A 20,826-nucleotide genomic window follows, 5' to 3' on the forward strand; every position below is an offset into this window, starting at 1 on the left:
ATGGAGTATAAAAAAGCATCTTAATAGGTATATAAATTGGCTGAATTATTGATTTTTCAAGGTCTAGCAGTCAATATTTAACTGCGAAGTTTGAGCTCATAATGATAAATGATGAAGTAAAAAGAGATAAACTTGAAGAGGGGAGCAAAGTTTACGATGATCAATTATTTTTTGGGTATCGATATTGGAACATCCAGCGTTAAGGCTGTGGTGGTGGATGAGGAAGGTACAGTGGTTGCATCAGCTCAGCGGCAATATGATATCTTAAAGCCCCAACTGAAATATGCAGAGCAGGATGTTGAAGCCTTATGGGAGTCCACCAAACTTGCGATAAAAGAGGCGCTGGCACAAAAGGACGGTATTGCTGAACGTATAAGAGCGATTGGCCTGTCGGGCCAGATGCATGGGCTGGTGCTGCTTGATCAAAGGCTTAAGCCCGTGAGAAATGCCATCATCTGGGCAGATCAACGTTCTAAGAAAGAAATAGAGCAAATTTATAAGATAATACCGCAAGAGGAGTATGCTAAATTTACCTTAAACGCTTTGAGTACCGGTTTTTTGATATCTTCTCTTATGTGGGTCAAGCAGCATGAAACCGAGAATTTCAAACGCACATTTAAGGTGGTATTGCCCAAAGATTATATTCGGTACAGGTTGTGCGGGGAAATCGGAACGGATAAATCAGATGCCTCAGGTACGGTGATATTTGATGTTGCACAAAGGGATTGGGCATGGGAGTTGATTGATAAGCTAGGCTTGGCGCACGATATGTTTCCTGTCAGCCGAGAATCTTATGAAGTTGCCGGTGCTGTAACTTCAGAATGTGAGAGGGAACTGGGCTTGAAAAAGGGTACGCCTGTAGTGTTTGGTGGAGGCGATACCATCATGCAGTTGGTAGGCAACGGCATCATAGGCCCGGGCATTCTCTCTTCGAACATCGGAACGGCAAGCCAGGTATCCTGTGCGCTTGACCAGCCGCTATATGATGACAAGTACAGGACAAATACATTCTGCCATGCCAGGGAGGGCCTGTGGACAATTATGGGGGCCTGTTTAAGCGGTGGGGGCACCTTGAAATGGTTAAAAGATAGCGTTTTGATGATGAAGGATTACGATGAGATGATGGAACTGGCCCAAAATGTGCCGCCAGGCAGCGAGGGCTTGCTGTTTCTGCCTTATCTCAGCGGGCAGCGCACGCCCCACAATGACCCAGATGCAAAAGGGATATTCCTGGGGCTTACCCTCAAGCATTCTAGAGAGCACTTGATCCGCAGCGTTGTGGAAGGTGTCGTATTTGCTCTGAAGGATTCGCTTGAGGTATTTGAGAGGCTGGGCATTAAATTTGAAAGAGTAATAGCCTCCGGAGGCGGCGCCAGGGGAAGGCTGTTCTTGCAGATTCAGGCCGATGTGTTTGGCAAGGAGATATACAGGAGCATGCATGATGAGCAGGCATGTATTGGAGCTGCCATTACAGCGGCGGTGGGAGTTGGCTTTTACCCGTGTTTTGAGGAGGCTTGCAAGTATATGGTTCATTTGCATCCCGAGGTGATAGTTCCAAACAAAGAAAATCACGAGATATATCAGGAAAGGTTTGAGGCTTATCGGAAGATGTATTTGTGCAATAGGGATTTGTTTTGAAGTGGCGGCATAAAGGGAGGTAGCTATTTATGGAGTGGATATCGATCAATGGCAGTGATGACGTGCCATTAATTGCAGAATAGGATCTATTGGTTGTGGGAGCCGGGCTGGCCGGCGTCTGTGCGGCCGAAGCGGTGGCCCACAGCGCCCATGATGAGCTTGTGAGCATCACGGGCAAGGACTTTGGGCTTTGTTACGAGAGATGGTTAGATGAGCTGAGCACTTGGCCAGATCGATTTGAACCCATTCCCTGGGCACAGCCGCTGGAATAGAGCATAGCGGGGAATTGTGAAGTCACGTTTGACATAGTATGAAGATCAGTGGCAGCATAAAGTCAGCAGTCGATTACTTACTACGTGAGGGAGTGTTTTATATGGATAAAAAGCTTGCAATCATACACACGACCCATGTTACCATTGAGCCTTTAAAAAATTTGGCAGCTGAATTTATCCCCGAGGTTAAGGTGATAAACTTTCTCGATGATTCTATATTGCCACAGCTTATAGAAAATGGGGGCGACATTGCAGAGGTAAGGGACAGATGGTTTACCTATGCTAAAATTGCGGAAAGTCTGGGAGCAGATGTCATACTGAGCGCCTGTTCGTCTGTGGGGGAGCTGGCTGATGAGCTGAACGGTAAGCTTAGCGTGCCGGTGCTTCGCATAGATGAGGCTATGATAGAGCGAGCAGTCGCTCTGGGAAACGTGATAGGCGTTGCGGCCACCCTCAGCACCACCTTAAGGCCAACTATCAATCTGGTTAAGGCTAAAGCTGAAAAAGCCTGCAAGGCTATTAAGGTAGAACCAGTTCTCGTTGATGAGGCATATAAATTGTTGATGCAGGGCGATGGAGAAGGGCATGACAAGGTACTTGCTCAGAAGCTCAACGAGCTTGCTCAAAGGGTGGATGTTGTGGTGCTGGCTCAGGCTTCAATGGCCAGAGTCTTGGATAGATTGCCAGAAAACATGAAAGATGAGTTTTTAACCAGTCCCAGGCTTGGGATTTGGTAAATCTCGAGGATGGCAGCCCTTACACCTCGTTTATTCCCTGGTTTGATATGAGGGCGATGGAACAGGCGCGTTTTATAGAAGCCAATATAGATCAACTGGAGGTATTTTCAAAGACGGGGTTGCGGGCAAGCTACAAGCACGGCCTGCCCAAGTTGCTATGGCTGCTACATAAAAAAGGGGAGTTACCGTGCAATGTCAAATGGCTATCGGCAGCTGACTATATTGCTTTTAAGTTGACCGGAGCAGTGACCACCGATTACACCTTGGCTGCCCGAACTTTTGCCTATGATTTAAAAAACAATGCGTGGAATGTTGAACTGCTCAATAGAATGGGGATAAGGGTTGATATCTTTCCCGAGGTTGTGAAGAGCGGCACGGCCATTGGATTTTTAAAAGATGAGATGCGTGCAAAGCTGAATATAACAGGGGATATACCGGTATGCATATGTGGGCATGACCATCTGTGTGCGGCCTTTGGTGCAGGGGTAGTGAGTCCAGGATCTGTGCTTGACTCTATGGGAACGGCCGAGACCTTGGTGGGTATAATGCCCGGTCGACAGCTGGGGGAGGTACAGGGAGTTTCAACAATATTTGAAGCAGTATTATGCTGGACTGGTTTCTCAGTATTTCGGGTTATAGCAAGGTACTACCTGGAATTGCAAGGTTGGATATTAGAGATAACAGCCTTTATGTATATGTTGTATATTTGGAGGGGATTATATGAAAAAAATATGTGTAGTCGGTAGTTTAAATATGGATCTGGTAGTAACCGTTGACAGATTTCCCGAGCCTGGAGAGACCATTACTGGCAGAGAATTCGCCACATATCCTGGAGGAAAGGGCGGTAACCAGGCTGTAGCTCTGGGGCGGCTGGGTGCAGATGTGCTAATGATAGGGAAGTTGGGAAATGATCTTTTTGGAGAACAGTATCTGAATAACTTGAAAGAGAACGGCGTCATTTTAGATGGAGTAAAGGTAGAGGAAGGCGTATCATCCGGAATTGCTGTGATAGAAGTGGACAGCACCGGCGAAAACCATATTGTTATTGTTCCAGGAGCCAATGGAAAAGTCGACAGAGCTTTCATCGAGGAAAATTGGCATCTTATGGAAGAACGAGACATTTTTTTGTTTCAATTGGAGATACCCATAGATACTGTATTGTATGCCGTGAAAAAGCTCAAAAAGGCCGGTAAAATAATAATCCTAGACCCTGCTCCCGCTAGAATCCTTCCTGACGATATTTTCCTTAATATAGATTATATTACCCCTAATGAAACTGAGATAGAAACTCTAACGGGGATAAGAATAAAAGATGTTGATGATTTGAAAGAGGCTGGCCACTGGCTTGTTAAAAAAGGCGTGAAAAATGTTATTGCTAAAGCTGGTAAAAAAGGAGCATATCTGGCAACAAGTGATGATTTTGTTCATGTTCCCGGCTTCACTGTTGAAGCAGTTGATACCACAGCTGCTGGGGATTCTTTCAACGCAGGATTTGCATTTGCACTGGCTCAAGGCAAGGGGATAATAGAAAGTATTCAGTTTGCTAATGCTGTGGGAGCCATATCTACTACTGCTAAAGGAGCCCAGTCCGCCATGCCTTTCCTGAGGCAGGTGGAAACCTTTATAGGTCAGCGGATGAGATAGTATCGGACCAACACAAAGGGCTTGTGCGAGCTGAGCTATTAAACAAAAGGATATTTGCAAATAGGAAATCAGTGATAAGTTTAATAGGGAGATTATTGATGGAAATAGATGGGAAATGAGATATGGCAAGAAATATTTTGACATGGGTAAGTATTTTGATATGATCCAATCCAGCCATGGCGCACTGAATACTCCCAACTATAAAATGGTAAGCGCTGATTACGACTTGGTGCCTGTCAAGCCCACATTGGACGGAGAGCCGTGCTATGAGGATCACCCCATAGGTTTCAAACCCGAGAACGGCTACTTTGATGCCGCTGATGTAAGGAAAGCCGCATACTGGGCTGTTTTTGCCGGGGCAGCAGGGCATACCTATGGGCACCATTGTGTTTGGTCGATGTGTACCAATCCCGAACCCTATTTTATTATGCACTGGAAACAGGCTATTATGCGGCCAGGGGCATGGCAGATGCAATACTTGAGGGCGCTGATTGAGTCAAGGCCTTTCTTGGAACGCATTCCCGATCAAAGTCTGATTGCTGAAAACTATGAAGGTGCCAATCATTTAAGGGCAACGCGCGGAAATGACTATGCCTTTGTATACAGCCCAAATGGGCTTGAGATAAAAGTTAATATGGGGAAAATATCCGGCAAAAAGGTAAAGGCTTACTGGTACGACCCCAGAGAAGGAAATACTGCTTTTATTGGAGAATATGATAATGAAGGTGTGCATAGCTTTATACCGCCGTCGAGCGGGAGAGGAAACGACTGGGTGCTTATACTGGATGATGCCTCCAAGGGCTATCAGGCGCCGGATGTCGGGAAATTGCCTTAAACAGGCTTCAATTGCGAAATCATAGGTTGAGGCGATAGTACATGCATAGTTAAATAGTACATGCATAGTAAAATAAAAAATAGCTCAGCCAAAAGCATTGAAGTCATTGGGGTGTGTTTGATTCGCATAATACAGCATATTTTTTCTGCTCTATAGCTGCGGAAGTTTGCGGAGAGTAGCTCTCATTCAATAATATGCATCGAAGAGGGTAGTTAAAACAAATGGAGTAAAAAGATGATTAAAGCAGAGGAAGAGGAAAGGATGAAAAATACTATGGATTTTACAACCGAGCTGGAACGCCGTTTGATTGTGTTTGATGGTGCTATGGGTACCATGGTACAGCGCTATGGACTACCATCCGGACAGCTCCCCGAAACCCTCAATATTCTTCATCCCGAGGTTATTGAGGATATTCACAGGCAATACATAGAGGCGGGTGCCGACGTCATAACCACCAACACCTTTGGTGCCAACGAGCTCAAGCTTAAAGGTACAGGATATACGGTGGAGCAGGTGATAACCCGGGCTGTGGCCTTGGCACGGCGCGCTGCAGGAAGCAGATGGGTCGCCCTGGATATGGGGCCTATAGGTCAGCTCATGGAGCCCATGGGGCCGCTATCATTTGAGCAGGCTTATGAACTGTATGCCAGGCAGGTCAAGGCAGGAGTACAGGCAGGGGTTGACCTCATTTTGATTGAGACCCTCGGTGACCTGTATGAGGCTAAAGCAGCTGTTCTAGCTGCCAAGGAGAACAGCTCGTTGCCTGTCATATGCACACTGACGTTTGATCAAAGCGGGAGGACGCTTACCGGTGCTGATCCGCTAACTGCCGTGGTGGTGCTTGAGGGCCTGGGTGTTGACGCCCTGGGAGTGAACTGCTCATTGGGGCCGGAAGGGCTGTTGCCCATCGTCAAGGAGTTCCTCTCCTATTCAAGCATTCCGGTTTTGGTGCAGCCCAATGCAGGGCTTCCACAGATGGTGGATGGACGAGCTGTTTATCCTTTGACTCCTGATGTGTTTCAGCAACACCTACTGACAATGGTGCAGATGGGGGTCAGGCTGGTAGGAGGATGCTGCGGAACCACTCCCGATTTCATAAGGGCCATAAGGCAGGCGGTGGATGGCTTGACACCTGCAGCGGTGCCAGCAAAGAAGTTTACGGCCGTGGCTTCGGGCTCAAGGACTGTCATCCTAGGGCAAGGCGTTAAGCTCATCGGCGGCAGGATAAATGGAGGCTCCAACGAAAGTATTGCCAGGGCAATACAAAGCAACAACATGGGGGATATAGTGTCAGAAGCCATCGCCCAGAGGAGCCAAGGAGCTGATATGTTGGCGATTGATGTGGCCATCCCAGAAATAGATGAGAAGAAAGCCATGCTCAACCTGGTACGCGAGATTCAGGCTGTTGTCAATCTTCCACTTGAGTTGGATAGCTTAAGGGCTGATGTTTTGGAGGCTGCTATGAGGCTGTACAACGGTAAGCCGCTGGTGCGGGGGGTAAGCGCTGAGCAGGCCGTCATGGATTCGGTATTTCCTGCTGTTGCAAAGTACGGCCCCTGCGTTGTGGGATATACTAGAGATGAAAAGGGTACTCCAGTTGATGCCAAGGATAGACTGAAAATGGCCGAGAGGATTGTGAGCGCTGCCGAGTCCTATGGCGTACCGAAAGAGAATGTGATCATCGATTGTACGATGGCAGATGCGGCTGCACGCCCTTCTGAAGCCATGGAGGCGTTGAAAGCCATTAGGCTGATCAAGGACGAGCTGGGTCTGGTGACGACTCTGGATATAAGGCAAGTGTGCAGGGGGTGGCCAAATGATGATAGCGTTGTAAGCACCTATCTTGCCATGGCGTTGGCCTACGGCCTTGATGCTCCGGTGGTGGACCCGGGAGATGCCCGCACTGTGGAGACCGTTAAGGCGTTCCGTCTTCTGAGCGGACAACGGTAGGATTGAGCATACAGCAGTAGAATTGAACGGACTTAAGTTGTTAACTTTACACTAAAATTGAAATCAAGGTTAAAAAGGAAAAGCGGCTGCTGGTAACAATTTTGCAGCCGCTTTTTTCTATGCGGGAATGCAGGATAAGCGTGTTGCCACCAGGTATGACAGGGATATTTTGGGGAAAAATCAAAGATGAGGTGAGGTGCGTTGAAAAAGAGGCTTTTTTTACTCATGGTGTTCAGCGTTTTATCATGTTCTATAGCCTTGAACTCCGGGATTACAGCGCTGGCCAATACGGTAGCGTCAATCTGTCAGTCTGGGGCAGATAACAGATCTACTACTAAACCTATGGATGAACAGGCTGAGGAAAATACAGGAACGGCCAGCATTTCAATTGCGGATACTTCAAGTGCAGGTAGTATGTTTCTACCAAGTACCTGTAAGTATGCCGGATTGTTGCCCCAATTAAGTGGCAAGGTTGTGCAGAGCACCGCCTTGCCTGAGGCAGAGAAAGGCAAGGTAGTTCTGGTGGCTCTGGATCGCATAGGATGGAAGGACATAAAAGAGGCTTCAACGCCCAACATAGACAGATTGATGGAGATCGGTGCAATTGGGCTTATGACTACCAACACGGCAGGAAGCCGTTCATGTAACAACCTGTATGTCACTATGGGAGCAGGCGCCAGAATTATCGGCTCCTCTAATTCCCCTCTGGCTTTTTCGACCGATGATGTATATCAGGGGCAAAAAGTTGCCCACCTCTATTATCAAATAACCGGTCGCAGGTTAGAGGCCGGTTCAATAGCTAGTATAGGAATTGCTGCTGTGTATCGCAACAATGCCAACAGGCCCTATCCCGTTAAAGTGGGGGCATTGGGTACTGCGCTGGCGCAAAACGGATACAAGGTGGCCGTCATTGGAAACAGCGACACTCCCGAGAAGCAACAGCGGTATCTGGCATCCATGATGATGGATGACAAGGGCGTCGTTCCGCTGGGAGATGTGGGGGAATGGCTCAACGTAAAGGACGGTACCCGGCCTTTTGGCATAAGAGTGGATTTCGGCAGGATGGCTCAGGCGGTTGAAAGGATATGGGATGAGGCCGATGTCATAGCCGTTGAATGGGGTGATACCTACAGGGCAGAAGCCTACAGGCATATGGTGATGGATGATATGCTGGAGGAACACAGGCGTAAGGCGCTGGAGGATGGGGATGCCTTTATAGGATGGCTGATGGAGCGGCTTGATATGAACAGGGACCTTATTATAGTCTTTACAGCTTTGGGTCCGCTGCGTGATTTGCAGGTCAACAACCGCTTAACGCCCGTGATTATGGCAGGCAAAGGCGTGCGCAAGGGATGGCTGACCTCTGCTTCCACCCATCGCATGGGCGTAGTAACCAATCTGGATGTGGGGGTCACTGTACTCGATTTCTTTGGCATACCGCCTCTCCCCGAACAAGGCGGTGCCCCCATGAGGAGCATCTATAACGATAGCGGCCTGGATGGCATTATGGCCTTTAATCAAAGATTGGTAGAGATTTTCAATCAACGCCCGTTCTTAATACGGGGTTTTGTGTTTTGCATCATAGCAGTAGTCGCAGGTTCTCTTGTGGTGCTGTTCTTTACGAAAAAATACCTGAAATTGATCAAGTTCTGCCTGCTGTTTGTAATGCTGGTACCCTTTACCTACCTCATTCTGCCCCTTGTGCATCAATCTTCTCTGGCAGTGGCTGCTTTGATGGCGACGGCTTTTACCTTATTGCTTGCGGCTGTCATTTGGAAGCTTATTCCCGGCATGTTGGACAAGATTATGACGATATGCCTTATGATGACAGGGGCATTGCTGCTTGACCAGTGGACCGGTGCAAGGCTCATACAGGGGTCTCCGTTGGGATACGATGTGATAAGCGGGGCGAGGTTTTACGGGATAGGCAACGAATACATGGGTGCGCTGGTTGGAGCTGCCTGTATAGGTACTGCGGCGGCTGTGGAGCGGTTGAGGCTGCAACGCGGCATAATCCTGGGCGGAGCAGCCGTGTTGCTGGCCGTGGTTCTGGCCGTGCTTGCATTGCCATGGTGGGGCACCAATGTGGGTGGGGCCGTAACGGCATTTGCGGCGTTTGGGGTGTTTATCATGCTGATGGCAGGATTGAGGATTACATGGAAACGAATAGCAGTGCTTAGTGTGGCTTTGGTGATTGCGATTGTGGGGCTGTTTATTTTAGATAGCTTCAGGGCGGTTGAAAGCCAGTCGCATATAGGGCAGACCGTGAAGCTGATCAGGGAAAACGGCGTGCAGGAGCTGTTCAATATAGCTTATAGGAAGATATCCATGAACATTCGCCTCTTTAGATATACCATATGGACGCGGGTGTTTTTATCCTCACTGCTTTCCATGGTCATATTGTTTTATCGGCCCAAAGGGATTTTCAAGGACGTAAAGGAGCGGTATCTGTCACTGTATTACGGCTTTATCAGCGGAGTGGTGGGAAGCGCTGTAGCGTTTGCGGTCAACGATTCGGGCATAGTGGCTGCTGCCACCTGCATGATATATGTGGGTCTGTCGTTTATATTTGTCATTGCACAGCAAGTAGAGGATATTGAGAGGTCAAAGGGTATATATCGTGAGATGCAGTCAAAGAGAAGCTGAAGTATAGGCAAGAGGGGTACGGCATGAGTTTCAATAGAAGGATTAAGGTTTTAGAACTTATACGAACGGCTTCGGGAGGCATGAGGCAACACTATATTTCCCTGGCAAAGGGGTTGAAAGGTGCGGGATTTGACGTGTTGGCAGCGTGCGGCTTTGACAAAACCACAATGGAAGAGCTGCGAGATGAGGGTATAGAAGTTTATCCATTTCATCTCCCAGGAGAGGTACAGCCGCATTTGGACGCGATGAAAGCGGTGAAAATTGCGCACATCATAATGAAGCAAGGCGTGGATGTGCTGCACTGCCACGGATTTAAGGCTGGGGTGGTGGGCAGGGTCGGGGCGATTTTGGCCGGGTGCCCTAAAGTTTATACCGTTCACAACTTCGTGTTACCCTTATCTCATAGGCTTAAGCGTGCAATGCTGTCCAAGACGGAAAAAGTCCTGGCAAAACGTACAGAAGGCATCATTGCTGTATCCCATGCGCTCAAGCTTGAACTGGAACGGGAGTGCGGCATTCCCGGCGACAAGGTCAGCGTTATATATAACGGCATATCGTTGCCCCATGCTGGCAAGGGTGAGGATGTAAGGTGGCGTCTCGGGATAGGGTTTGATGCAATCGTGATAGGAAGTGTGGCCAGGCTGATACCCTCCAAGGGTATTCAATACCTCCTGGATGCCATCCCGCTGGTAAAGAGCTACTGTGGAGATATTCGCTTTATGATAGTGGGAGATGGTCCGTATGAGGGGGCGCTTAAGATGAGAGCCAAGGACCTTGGCGTTGAAGGTGATGTCATATTCACGGGATACGTAACCACGGTATGGGATTATTTAGATGCCATGGATGTTTTCGTACTGCCCACCTTGTCCGAAGGTCTGGGCGTTTCCATACTCGAAGCTATGGCCATGGGTAAACCCGTTGTAGCTTCGAATGTTGGCGGAATACCTGAGATAATTGAGCACGGGCAAAACGGGTATTTGGTACCGCCGGGAGATGCAGCGACTCTGGCATCTGCCATAATTTATTTAATTAGGAATGCTCATGTGCGGAGTACTTTTGGCCAGAAAGGGCGTGAGCGTGTAATGACGCACTTCTCGGCTGAAAGGATGGTTCAAGCTACGGCCCAGTTGCTGGAAAGGTGTGCACACGTGAAAACTCATGGTTAAAAACTCTTGAAGTTTTGAAACATTAGAGGGTATAATAACTTTGAAAGCTTGGCATCGAAGTAAATTTCAAATTTCAGGATAAAAGACTTGATGCTGAGTTTTGCAGCTGTAAAAATTTTAATAAACTGGCTTAAAAGAGGTTTGTAGACAGGCCCTTAAAAGTTGCTGGTGGTTGTAAAGTTTATTTTTGTGATTTTGCTGTTTGCCAATTTGGTGGCTTCTTAAGTAAAAGCTAAGTAAAAGCGTTCACGTATTGCAGGGTATGAAAATAGGGTTCCCGTGTGGGACAAACAATAAATAGCTTGAAAGGAGGGAGCGGCACGTTTCTGTGCCATACGGCGTAACAGGAGCAAAGGTGCCGGTACATAATGAACTGGAAACTGTTCTTATTGTCGTTCTTTATGCTGTTTATAGCCGAGCTGGGCGATAAGACTCAGCTGACTGTCTTTACCCTGGCAACTCAGCATAAAGAGCCTCTCCCGGTGTTTCTCGGTGCTTCTTTAGCTCTAGTTGTGGTTACTCTGCTGGGTTCTTTTTTGGGTGGAGTGGTAACCAGGTATGTTCCCACATCTTATCTGCAGCTTTTAGCTGGCCTCCTGTTTGTAGGAATTGGAATTTTTATTTTAAGAGAAGCTTTGCCCCAAGTATGGAATATGCTTATTATGAGGAAATAGACTTTCCCAGACCTGATTGTGGTCTGGTTTATTAAAAATTTTTAAGGGGGAGAGTGGCTGTATGAATCGGGTTATAAGCCTTGAGGGGACATGGCGGTTCTGCTCAAAAAAGGACAGGCAATGGAAAGAAGGCAAGGTGCCGGGCTGTGTTCAGCTGGACCTGATGGCATTGGGAGAGCTGGGGGATCCCTTTTACCGTTTAAACGAGGTAGAGTTTCACAAGCTGGAAGAGGAAGAGTGGATATACCGCAAGGAGTTTGAATGGAACGACGTTCTTCCTGTACCAGGAAAGGTATACCTGGTATTTGAGGGCATTGATACCCTGGCAGATGTGTATATGAACGGGCATCATCTCGGCAGAGCAGAAAACATGTTTATTCCTTACCGCTTTGATGTGGGGAATATCCTGAGGGCTGGATTAAATGAAGTGGAGGTACATTTTGATTCCCCGATTAGGACAATTCGGGCAATGGAGCGCAACAGCCCGGTTTCTCTGCGCGGCGGCAGCGAGATTGGCAGGCCCTATGTGAGAAAGGCGCAATATTCCTATGGTTGGGATTGGGGCCCAAGGATTGCGCAGGTAGGACTGTGGAGGCCGGTGTATCTGGAGGTCATTGAAACCGCCAAGATACGCTATCCTTTCTTTGAAACCCGACGTATCGATAAAGAAGGGGCTTTTGTAGCAACGGGCGCCGAGATTGAGATGGTTGTCCGTGATGATGGGAAGGCAGTTTCCTATGATGAAATGGAAGCATTTGTGGAGATACTCTACGATGGGAAAATCGTCGTCTCGGACAAGGCAAGCATTGACAGGTTCAGGGGGAAGCTGCAGATAAGCTGGCAGGGCGTGATCGAAAAGCCGGCGCTGTGGTATCCCAATGGTATGGGTCAGCAGCCGCTTTATGAGGTAAAGCTACGCCTTATGTATAATGGCAAAACCGTAGATGAGCACAGCTTTTGCACAGGCATTCGCACTGTGAGGCTTATACGGGAACGGGATGAGGAAGGCGAAAGCTTCATCTTTGAAATAAATGGGGAAAAGGTTTTTGCAAAAGGGGCTAACTGGATACCCGCCGATAGCCTTTTGCCCAGGCTGACCGAGGAGGATTATTACTATTACATAAAAGTTGCCAGGGATGCCAATATGAACATGCTTCGCATATGGGGTGGTGGCATATACGAGCATCCCGCGTTTTACGAGGCATGCGACAGGATGGGTATCATGGTATGGCAGGATTTCATGTATGCCTGTGCTCAATATCCAGACCAGTTTGATTGGTTCCAAAGGTTGGCCGAGGTGGAGGCCGAGCACGTGGTAAAGAGCCTGAGGATACATCCATCCATAGTGCTGTGGTGCGGCAACAACGAAAACAATTGGGGATTCCATTCTTGGTGGGGCAATGGCGTTCCCAAATATTTAGGCAACTATATATACCAGGAAATACTGCCCAGGGTTTGTGCCGAGAATGACCCTTCCCGTCCTTACTGGGTGTCCAGCCCATATGGAGGCGAGGACCCCAACTCGATGGCCGAGGGAGATCGCCATTCCTGGACGGTGTGGAGCGGCTGGGCAGACTATAAGGAGTATCTCAACGATACCGGCAGGTTCCTCAGCGAATTTGGATTCCAGGCCATGCCCTGTCTGAAGACCATATATTCTTTTACGCAGCCTGAGGATCGCCATCCGCTCAGCCCGGTGATGCTGTCCCACAATAAGATGGTGTGCGGCACTGAGAGGCTGGTAAGGTTTATGATAGCCAAAGCGGGGTTCCCAAGGGATTTCAGAAGCTTCGTGTATCTCACGCAGTTTATCCAGGCCGAGGCCATAAAGACCGGTGTAGAGCACTGGCGCACCAGGAAATTTAAGACCGCCGGTACGCTTTACTGGCAGATCAACGATTGCTGGCCGGTGGCCAGCTGGTCGTGCATCGATTACCAGCGCAGGAAGAAAGGCCTGTACTATTATACCAAGAAATTCTTCCATAATATCTTGGTGGTACCCAAATACAAGGAGGGGCGCATATTCATTCATGCTGTAAATGACACGCTCAATGAACTGGATGCCCAAGTACGAGTAACGGCCTATGCACTCGATGGTACCAAGAAGGGCGAGATGTACATGAAGACGGTTTTGCTGCCCAACAGCGCTTCGGTAGTGGGCAGTATAAAGCCTGAAGAGCTGGGAATTGGTTATAGGCGCGTCGTTATGCCTGTGGATGCGGGTTCAACCACTTTCCCCGTTGAAGAGAACGGTGAACTTTTGGATACCGTGCTGTTTGTAGAGCTGGTGGCCGATGGCCAGAGCGTGAAAAATTACCTGGTGTTTGACGCCTTCAGAAACCTTGAACTCAAAGAGCCTAACGTAAGCTGCGCCGTAAAAGGAAACAGAATAGAGCTTGTATCCGATAAACCGGCCTTTGGGGTGTTTTTGGAGACCCAGCAGGATGTTGAGCTGTCGGATAACTGCGTTATCTTGGAGCCCGGCGTCCCCTGCGTGGTGGAGGCCTCGGGTGAGCCGGGAGATGTGAAAGTGATTGATATTACGCGTATGATCACCAAGCTGTATTGAGGATGAGCCATTCATCCTCTTTTTTTATGGGAAATTTTTGTTGCAGCGTGAAACGCGGGGGTAAATGCTTAGTAAAACGTGGGGGTAATAAATGGGGAAAACAATATCCTTATGCATTTCGTAGTTAGAAAAACAACTGGAATGTAATAAGTCCGTTTTTTAAATATACTCGAGAGATACGTAAGATTATGTATACCACCAATATTATTGAAGGTTTACATCGTAAGTTTAAGAAAGTAATCAAGACAAAATCTGTATTTCCTTCTGATAGTGCACTTGAGAAGATGCTTTATCTTGCATCTATGAATGTTATGAAGAAATTGATACAGCCGAGTCTCCGCATGTAAAAAAGCAGAATACAGGATTTATGAATTTGTGGAGGCTATAGATGGGAAGCCATATCGATTTGTATTAGTTCATACAAATTCGTTAAGGGAGCAGAAAACAAAGACATTGCAGAAGCGCTGGGAGAAAGAGAAGAGGGAGCTTGAGAAGAGGCTAAGAGTATAGGCAAGAGAGCATTTGCATGTGTTGAAGATGCAATGCGGGAGAGTGCGGCTTTTATGGAAAAAGTTGAGTCTTTACATTATAATGTAGAAGCTCATATAGAAGAGAAGGTTAGCCGTAGGTATAGTAGAAGAGGGAGGCCTGGTACGGAAGATAGGTATGAGGAGACAGTAAGCTACTATGTAAAGCATACTATAGGTGAGAGGGACGATATGGCATGTGAGAAAGACTTATTTATGGAATCGACATTTGTTCTCATTACTTCAGTTATGGATAGGGATAGGTATTCTGGATGGAGGATACTGGCGGAATATAAAGAGCAAAGTTCAATAGAGCAGGCATTTAAGTTTTTGAAGAATCCAGTGTACTTAGGGCCAGTATATTTGAAGAAACCTGAGCGAGTAGAAGCGCTGGGGTATGTCTTTATACTTGTTTTGCTGATAGCGAGTTATTTAGAGTACAGAGTAAGGAAAGCATTGAGGGAGAGGGGAGAATATTATATTCAGCCTAATGGGCAAAAATCAACTCGACCATCAGTTAGGACTATACTTGAGGTGCCGGAGACTGTGTTGGTTATATATTTCAATGGCAATCTATATTTACCGAATGATACTTCACCAAAGATATTGAAGATGCTAGAATGGTTGGGATTTAGTCCTGACATTTACACGAAAAAGATAAATCCCATTTTTTGACATGCGAAATGTGGGTTTAAAAAGTTAAGAAAGTCTTCATAGGTACGGCCAACTCTGCAGGATTTATCAACTTTAAAATGGTCAGCTGATTTCTTCCTTGGTCGATATACTACTTTCCTTGGGAGATCGATATTTCTAGCAGTAAAAAGCCCATAATCAACATAGTTATAGATAGTCCTTTCGCTGTGCATAATGATGTCCCTGTTATTAGAACAGATATGGTGTAAAGACTGTCCCTTTTTAATGAGGGGACTTATGATGTTATCAAGCCGTATAATTTCTTCTTCGCCAACAGAGATTCCACTTCGTGATTCAGAGAGTAATAGTTTATACTTTTGATGAGCATCTTCTGCAACATAGAAAGATTTTTTAAGTGTACAGCTTTTAAGATTTTTGCAGCCATTACATACATAATGTGGTTTTGAAAGCACAGGACACAGATATTCCTCATAGTCAGGACACACCAGGTAACATTTAGAACAGAAACGGCAATAACGATTCCTGCAATTACCGCTGTCACAGAGATAGGAGTGAGTACAATCAAATCGATGGACACAATTATTAAATGCTCTGCCGTACGCCCCTGTCTTTTTGTGTGTAATATGTTTTCTAACTTCCTTAGATATAGTAGTACAATCCCGACCAAGGTCTGTTGCAATGGCTTTGAAGGATAGAGAATCGTTGAGATAATTCTCAATAGCCTTCCTCTCAGTGAGTGTAAGGTGTTTAAACTTAGGCATGATAGTTGCCCTTTTCTATTTGAGGCAGGCACTGCTGTAAAGGGTAATACTTAGAAGTAGTATATCATCTTGCACGATTAAAATCCACATATTGATTTGCAAGATTAAGTTCCACATTTCATAACCATGGGGGTGGAAGTTAAATTTTCAATTCAGTATTATTTATTATTTTTTTGGGTGTTGCATTTAATTTTACAACGAACCCCCTCTTAAAAACAATATTTTTTTGAAGACATGAATCTTTTATGTATTGTATAATATATTGTAAATTGGCCTTAGATAAGCAGCCTTAAACTAAGTTAATACTTAACCTTAATAGAATAAGGTTTAGTCCTTATAGAGTTGGACAGATTATTCAGGTTGTTCTTGAATAGGCATATCTTCTGATTCACAGTATTGGATGTGCTGTTTAAGGTTGCTTTTGACCAGGGCTGCGGCATACATGTTTTTGAGAAGGGGGTAGCGTCGGGTTGTACCAGGTAGAGGTAAGACAGGGTAGCCGTTTAGAGAAATACTCGGTGCCGGCAGGCTATAGCCTGCTCAAGCTTTTAAAGGAAAAAGGGTTTTATATGGATTCGCCTTGCGGCGGCAGGGGATTTTGCGGCAAGTGTAAAGTGAGAATCGTCAAAGGAGACATGGCCGGAAGCCAGTGTTCGCCAGACGAGGTGGGGCACCTCTCGTTTATTGAGCGAAAGGGCGGCATACGCCTGGCCTGCAGGGTACAAGTAAATGAGGATTTGACTGTCGAGGTGCCAGAGAGCGGTCAGAGGGATGCTGCCATTCTTACAGACGGAAAAAGCGATGTTGCTTTAAATCCCATGGTTGTCAAGCGCTATGTTGAATTGCCTAAACCATCGCTGGATGATCAGGCTAGCGATGTCGACAGGATCGAGAAGGCCCTTAAAGCCCCTGGCAGGATTCATCCTGCTGTTATGAGGGATTTATCGGAAACGTTGAGGGCCCATGACTTTAAAGTAACGGCGGTGTTCTTTGATCAGGACATAATTGCGGTCGAAGGCGGGGATACTTCTGATGCCAAATACGGGGTGGCGGTTGATATAGGCACCACCACAATGGTGGGATTCCTGATGGATCTGGTCACAGGCCGGCAGGTGGATGTGTATTCAGCCATAAATCCCCAGCGCCAGTATGGCGCCGATGTTATAACCCGTACTGATTTTACCGTGGAAAACGAGAATGGACTTGCTGTCTTAAGCGGGTTGGTGAGGGACGAGATAAACAACATGCTGAGAACCTTTCAACAAAGATGGGGAATTGCTCCCGATAGGATTTACCATATGACGGTGGTGGGCAACACTATCATGATGCACCTGTTTGCGGGATTGCCAGTTAAGAACATAGCTGTTTCACCCTTTATCCCGGTCATAGCTCGGCGCCTCGAGCTTGAACCCTGGCAGGTGGGACTAAACATGTGTCCTTCTGGTAGAGTAACCATACTACCCATGGTGGCAGGGTATGTTGGCGCCGATACCATTGCCGCCATATTGGCATCCGGCATGGCTGAGAGGGACGAGCTGGCGCTGCTCATCGATATAGGCACAAACGGCGAGATTGCGCTGGGGAATCGTGGGGGGGTCATAACCTGCTCAACGGCGGCGGGACCCGCCTTTGAGGGTGCCCATATCCGCTATGGCATGGGCGGCGTAAAAGGTGCCATCAGCAAGATGAGAATAACCGAGGACGGGATAGAGTACGACACCATAGGCGGTGAGCCTGCCCGTGGCATATGCGGTTCCGGAATTGTAGATGCCATGGCACAAATGCTAAAAGCAGGCATTGTGGACGCTACTGGCAGGATGAGGAGCGCCGAGGAGGCCAAAACTGAGTTACCTGCCGGTCTGGCCAGCAGGGTCAAGGAGCTGGATGGGAAGCCTGCCCTCCTCATTGCTTCGAGAGAAGAGGGGGCGCTGGATGATATATACATCTGCCAAAAGGATGTACGTGAGGTACAATTGGCCAAGGCGGCTATCGCGAGCGGTATCCATATTTTGATGAGGGAGATGGGGGTACGGCATGAGGATATCCAGAAGGTGTACCTGGCAGGAGGGTTTGGCAATTACATAGATTACGACCATGCGGCGGATATAGGGCTTATTCCAAGTGAGCTGAGAAGCAAGATAGTTGCCATCGGTAATGCCGCTGGTGCAGGAGCCAAGATGGCGCTTCTGTCCAAGGAATACATGGAAATGGCCGAATTTATAAGGCACAGGACGAGCTATGTTGAACTCTCTTCACGCCTCGATTTCCAAAGCGTCTTTGTGGATTTTCTTTCATTTTAACCCAGTATATGATACCCTGCGTCCACGTGTATGACTTCTCCCGTGATGCCCCTGGACAGGTGGCTCAGCAGAAACAGGGCGGTATCACCTACATCAGATTGGTCAACGTTTCTCCTCAAAGGCACCTTTTCCTCGTATGTTTTGAGTATTTCGCTGAAATTTTTGACGCCCCTTGCTGCAATAGTCTTTATGGGCCCGGCAGATATGGCGTTTACCCTGATGTTGTGCGGCCCCAGGTCCACTGCCAGATATTTTACCGAGCATTCCAGCGCCGCTTTGGCTACTCCCATCACGTTATAGTTGGGTACCGCCCTTTCACCACCAATGTATGTTAGAGTTACAATGCTGCCACCTTCGGTCATAAGGGGCAGGGCGTGCCTTGCCACCGCTACCAGCGAATACGCGCTTATGTTTTGAGCCAACAGATACCCCTCTCGAGAGGTGTTGTAATACGCTCCGCCCAGCTCCTCTTTCTTTGCAAAAGCCAAGCTGTGCACCACGCCGTGCAGGACTCCAACATCCCTTTTGATGTTGTCAAACAGGTCTATTATTTCTTGATCGCTGGTCACGTCGCAGGGATACAGCAGAGCTCCCGGGATGCCAGACACCAGTTCCTGTACCGCATCCCGTGTGCGCTCTCCCTGATATGTAAATATCAAATTGGCGCCTGCTTTCAGGCACGATTGGGCTATACCCCATGCGATGCTCCATTTATTGGCCACACCCATTATCAGTATGTTTTTGTTTTTAAGCAGATTTTCCATTACCATCATCCTTTCAAGTTGTTTTGATAGAGTTGAACCTGCCTTTATTGACTTACAGGCAAATTGTGTTTAATAGCAGGACGTACGGTTTATAATATATGCGAAAAATTTCAGCGGCTGGATATTGCATCGAAACAGTGCTTGTGTTACTATAATATGAAAAATACCGAAATTGCTGTTTAATAGAATACCAAAAAATATTGGACTTGTCTACAGTTTGTGCTATAATTAAAATGTTGTGAAAAGAGCAGTATTTAACAAAGGAGGAACTTACGGGTGAAAGCTACAGCTGAAAAGATAGAAAATAATAAGGTTAAGCTGAAAATTCAGGTCGATGCTCAGGATTTTGAAAAAGCCTTGGACAAATCCTATCTGAAAAACAAGGGCAAATTCCTAATACCGGGCTTCAGGAAGGGCAAAGCGCCTAGGAAGCTGATAGAAAGGTATTATGGGGAAGGCGTGTTTTATGAAGATGCCTTTAATGAGATATTTCCCGAGGTCTACTGGAAGGCAGTTGAAGAAAACGGCCTTGAACCCGTTGACTATCCAAAAGTAGAGGAGATCGAACAGATTGGAAGCGGCAAGGACCTGGTGTTTACTGCTAGCGTAATTGTAAAGCCAGAGGTGGAACTTGGACAGTACAAAGGAATAGAAGTGGAAAAAGTGGAGTATAATGTTACAGATAAAGACGTAGAGGATGCCCTCAAACGGATACAGGAACGGTATGCCAGATGGGTGGCTGTAGAAGGTAGGCCTATAAAGGAAGGCGACTTAGTCACCCTTGATTATCAGGGCTTTGTAGACGGTCAGCCTATAAAGGATGGCAGTGCGCAGAACTATGCCCTCGAAGTAGGCTCTAAATCTTTTATTCCGGGCTTTGAGGAACAGCTTATTGGCCTTAATGTGGGCGATGAAAAGGAGATCAAAGTGACCTTCCCCGAGGACTATGGAATAGAAGAGTTAAAGGGCAAAGAGGCAGTCTTCAAGGTAAAAATTCACGACATAAAGGAGAAAGAGCTACCTGAGCTGGATGATGAGTTTGCCAAGGACGTGAGCGATTTTGAAACCTTTGAGGAATACAAGGTGCATCTTAGGGAGGACCTTGAAAGGGAAGCCAAAAATCAGGTGCGGGTACAGATGGAGACACAGCTTTTGTCGCGAGTGGTTGAGGCTGCCAAGGTTGATATCCCAGATGTTATGGTGGAACGAGAAATTGACAACATGTTGGGCAATTTTGAGCTGGGGCTTTATTATCGAGGACTAACCCTTGAGCGGTATTTAGAGCTCAGTGGCACATCTATGGAGGATTTGAGGGCACAATATAGGCAAGAGGCATATACTAGAGTAAAAACCGCTTTGGTGCTCGAAAAGATAGCCAAAGTGGAAGACATCAAAGTTACACAGGAGGATCTGGATAAAGAGCTTGAGGAGCTTGCCAAGCAGTTTAATATAACTTTGGATGAAGCCAGGGAACGCTATGCTGCCGGTTTGGAGAGAAGGAAGGATGAGATACTGACCAGAAAGACAATTGATTTCTTGATGGATAACGCGACTATAGTGGATAAGGCGCAGCAGTCCGAGCAGCAGGATAAGCAGCAAGCTGGCGGCGAGGCTGAGCATACCGACGAGGGTGCAAACCAGCAACCGGTGGAGGGTACCGCTGCTGAATGAACTCAAGTGATTATGAGT

At 47.1% G+C, this 20,826-nt stretch carries 15 protein-coding genes and 2 pseudogenes; 15 read left to right on the forward strand and 2 right to left on the reverse strand.

The window, feature by feature from the left end:
- The first annotated feature begins 156 nt into the window (after window positions 1-156).
- The 13 genes and pseudogenes from xylB to BM241_RS05870 form a co-directional block, all read left to right on the forward strand.
- Window positions 157-1,638 carry a xylulokinase gene (xylB, locus tag BM241_RS05815; RefSeq protein ID WP_242948280.1) on the forward strand — a complete coding sequence of 494 codons (1,482 nt, stop codon included), beginning with the start codon at window positions 157-159 and terminating at the stop codon, window positions 1,636-1,638.
- 95 nt (window positions 1,639-1,733) lie between these two features.
- Window positions 1,734-1,910: a hypothetical protein gene (locus BM241_RS12420; protein WP_177206105.1), complete on the forward strand. Its 177-nt coding sequence runs from the start codon at window positions 1,734-1,736 to the stop codon at window positions 1,908-1,910.
- A gap of 101 nt (window positions 1,911-2,011) precedes the next feature.
- Window positions 2,012-2,647 (forward strand): aspartate/glutamate racemase family protein, encoded by a 636-nt coding sequence (locus BM241_RS05820; RefSeq protein ID WP_092282261.1) that lies wholly within the window; start codon window positions 2,012-2,014, stop codon window positions 2,645-2,647.
- Window positions 2,641-3,393, forward strand: coding sequence for an FGGY family carbohydrate kinase (locus BM241_RS05825; protein WP_092282262.1), 753 nt, complete (start codon window positions 2,641-2,643; stop codon window positions 3,391-3,393). Before BM241_RS05820 ends, BM241_RS05825 begins: the two co-directional genes overlap by 7 nt.
- A complete protein-coding gene (gene rbsK, locus BM241_RS05830; RefSeq protein ID WP_092282263.1) occupies window positions 3,368-4,291 on the forward strand; it encodes a ribokinase in 924 nt (307 codons plus the stop codon). The genes BM241_RS05825 and rbsK overlap by 26 nt, the downstream gene beginning before the upstream one ends.
- A gap of 115 nt (window positions 4,292-4,406) precedes the next feature.
- The gene (locus BM241_RS05835; protein WP_092282264.1) at window positions 4,407-5,126 is read left to right on the forward strand and encodes a glycoside hydrolase family 140 protein; all 720 of its coding nucleotides are present in this window, start codon (window positions 4,407-4,409) and stop codon (window positions 5,124-5,126) included.
- 234 nt (window positions 5,127-5,360) lie between these two features.
- Window positions 5,361-7,076, forward strand: coding sequence for a homocysteine S-methyltransferase family protein (locus tag BM241_RS05840; protein WP_092282265.1), 1,716 nt, complete (start codon window positions 5,361-5,363; stop codon window positions 7,074-7,076).
- Between the two features lie 201 nt (window positions 7,077-7,277).
- Complete coding sequence (locus BM241_RS05845; RefSeq protein WP_092282266.1) at window positions 7,278-9,722, forward strand: hypothetical protein; 2,445 nt, start codon at window positions 7,278-7,280, stop codon at window positions 9,720-9,722.
- Window positions 9,723-9,745: 23 nt separating this feature from the next.
- Entirely contained in the window at window positions 9,746-10,888 is a 1,143-nt protein-coding gene (locus BM241_RS05850; RefSeq protein ID WP_092282267.1) for a glycosyltransferase family 4 protein, read from the forward strand.
- A 368-nt stretch (window positions 10,889-11,256) separates the two neighbouring features.
- The gene (locus tag BM241_RS05855) at window positions 11,257-11,562 is read left to right on the forward strand and encodes a TMEM165/GDT1 family protein (protein ID WP_025747719.1); all 306 of its coding nucleotides are present in this window, start codon (window positions 11,257-11,259) and stop codon (window positions 11,560-11,562) included.
- A 61-nt stretch (window positions 11,563-11,623) separates the two neighbouring features.
- Window positions 11,624-14,131 carry a glycoside hydrolase family 2 protein gene (locus BM241_RS05860; protein ID WP_092282268.1) on the forward strand — a complete coding sequence of 836 codons (2,508 nt, stop codon included), beginning with the start codon at window positions 11,624-11,626 and terminating at the stop codon, window positions 14,129-14,131.
- 86 nt (window positions 14,132-14,217) lie between these two features.
- Window positions 14,218-14,460: pseudogene (locus BM241_RS05865) on the forward strand (transposase); the annotation flags it as partial.
- 22 nt (window positions 14,461-14,482) lie between these two features.
- Window positions 14,483-15,333, forward strand: a pseudogene (locus BM241_RS05870) (IS1634 family transposase); the annotation flags it as partial.
- On the opposite strand, the gene BM241_RS05875 reads toward BM241_RS05870, so the two are convergent.
- The gene (locus BM241_RS05875) at window positions 15,303-16,073 is read right to left on the reverse strand and encodes a helix-turn-helix domain-containing protein (protein WP_092282270.1); all 771 of its coding nucleotides are present in this window, start codon (window positions 16,071-16,073) and stop codon (window positions 15,303-15,305) included. The pseudogene BM241_RS05870 and the gene BM241_RS05875 overlap by 31 nt on opposite strands.
- A gap of 470 nt (window positions 16,074-16,543) precedes the next feature.
- Here BM241_RS05875 and BM241_RS05880 point away from each other — a divergent pair, with 470 nt between their 5' ends.
- Window positions 16,544-18,373, forward strand: a complete 1,830-nt coding sequence (locus tag BM241_RS05880; RefSeq protein WP_025747716.1) for an ASKHA domain-containing protein — start codon at window positions 16,544-16,546, stop codon at window positions 18,371-18,373.
- Here BM241_RS05880 and fabI read toward each other — a convergent pair.
- The gene (fabI, locus tag BM241_RS05885; protein ID WP_092282271.1) at window positions 18,370-19,137 is read right to left on the reverse strand and encodes an enoyl-ACP reductase FabI; all 768 of its coding nucleotides are present in this window, start codon (window positions 19,135-19,137) and stop codon (window positions 18,370-18,372) included. The two genes, BM241_RS05880 and fabI, sit on opposite strands and share 4 nt — an antisense overlap.
- Before the next feature lie 276 nt (window positions 19,138-19,413).
- Between fabI and tig the strand changes: the two genes are divergently transcribed.
- The gene (tig, locus tag BM241_RS05890) at window positions 19,414-20,808 is read left to right on the forward strand and encodes a trigger factor (protein ID WP_092282272.1); all 1,395 of its coding nucleotides are present in this window, start codon (window positions 19,414-19,416) and stop codon (window positions 20,806-20,808) included.
- Window positions 20,809-20,826: the final 18 nt, after the last annotated feature.

It is taken from the genome of Caldicoprobacter faecalis (assembly GCF_900115765.1).
GTDB classification, from domain to species: domain Bacteria; phylum Bacillota; class Clostridia; order Caldicoprobacterales; family Caldicoprobacteraceae; genus Caldicoprobacter; species Caldicoprobacter oshimai.

Coding starts and splice junctions, on each gene's coding strand:
- xylB (WP_242948280.1), top strand. CDS start 157: ATGATCAATTATTTTTTGGGTATCGATATTGGAACATCCAGCGTTAAG.
- BM241_RS05820 (WP_092282261.1), top strand. CDS start 2,012: ATGGATAAAAAGCTTGCAATCATACACACGACCCATGTTACCATTGAG.
- rbsK (WP_092282263.1), top strand. CDS start 3,368: ATGAAAAAAATATGTGTAGTCGGTAGTTTAAATATGGATCTGGTAGTA.
- BM241_RS05835 (WP_092282264.1), top strand. CDS start 4,407: ATGAGATATGGCAAGAAATATTTTGACATGGGTAAGTATTTTGATATG.
- BM241_RS05840 (WP_092282265.1), top strand. CDS start 5,361: ATGATTAAAGCAGAGGAAGAGGAAAGGATGAAAAATACTATGGATTTT.
- BM241_RS05850 (WP_092282267.1), top strand. CDS start 9,746: ATGAGTTTCAATAGAAGGATTAAGGTTTTAGAACTTATACGAACGGCT.
- BM241_RS05855 (WP_025747719.1), top strand. CDS start 11,257: ATGAACTGGAAACTGTTCTTATTGTCGTTCTTTATGCTGTTTATAGCC.
- BM241_RS05860 (WP_092282268.1), top strand. CDS start 11,624: ATGAATCGGGTTATAAGCCTTGAGGGGACATGGCGGTTCTGCTCAAAA.
- BM241_RS05875 (WP_092282270.1), bottom strand. CDS start 16,073: ATGCCTAAGTTTAAACACCTTACACTCACTGAGAGGAAGGCTATTGAG.
- fabI (WP_092282271.1), bottom strand. CDS start 19,137: ATGGAAAATCTGCTTAAAAACAAAAACATACTGATAATGGGTGTGGCC.